Origin of the sequence: Blautia sp. HCP3S3_B11 (assembly GCF_052064435.1) — a bacterium.
Classification (GTDB): Bacteria; Bacillota; Clostridia; order Lachnospirales; family Lachnospiraceae; genus Blautia_A.
In genome coordinates, this window is sequence record NZ_JBQHVP010000060.1 from 1 (window position 1) to 652 (window position 652).

Sequence of the window (652 nt, forward strand, 5' to 3'; positions counted from 1 at the left end):
GGGACCTTAACTGAAGGTCTGGGCTCTTTCCCTTTTGACCGCCCAACTTATCTCGTGCAGTCTGACTCCCGATAATCGATTACACGGCATTCGGAGTTTGATATTCTTCGGTAGGCTTTGACGCCCCCTAGGAAATTCAGTGCTCTACCTCCGCAAATCTGTATCGAGGCTAGCCCTAAAGCTATTTCGAGGAGAACCAGCTATCTCCGGGTTCGATTGGAATTTCTCCCCTATCCACACCTCATCCCCACCCTTTTCAACGGATGTGGGTTCGGTCCTCCACTACCTCTTACGGCAGCTTCAACCTGGACATGGATAGATCACCCGGTTTCGGGTCTACTCCTACTGACTCTGGCCCTCTTAAGACTTGGTTTCCCTACGGCTCCGCACCTGAAGTGCTTAACCTTGCCAGTAAGCGTAACTCGCCGGACCGTTCTACAAAAAGTACGCGGTCGCACATATAAAGTGCTTCCACAGCTTGTAGACACAGGGTTTCAGGTTCTCTTTCACTCCCCTCCCGGGGTCCTTTTCACCTTTCCTTCACAGTACTATGCGCTATCGGTCACTAAGTAGTATTTAGCCTTAGGGGGTGGTCCCCCTGATTTCCCACAAGGTTCCACGTGTCTCGTGGTACTCTGGATCCTGCTCAGTC

General features: G+C 51.7%; 1 rRNA gene. It reads right to left on the reverse strand.

From position 1 onward, the window contains the following. Window positions 1–652: ribosomal RNA gene (locus tag ACTNC0_RS18245) — 23S ribosomal RNA — on the reverse strand; the annotation flags it as partial.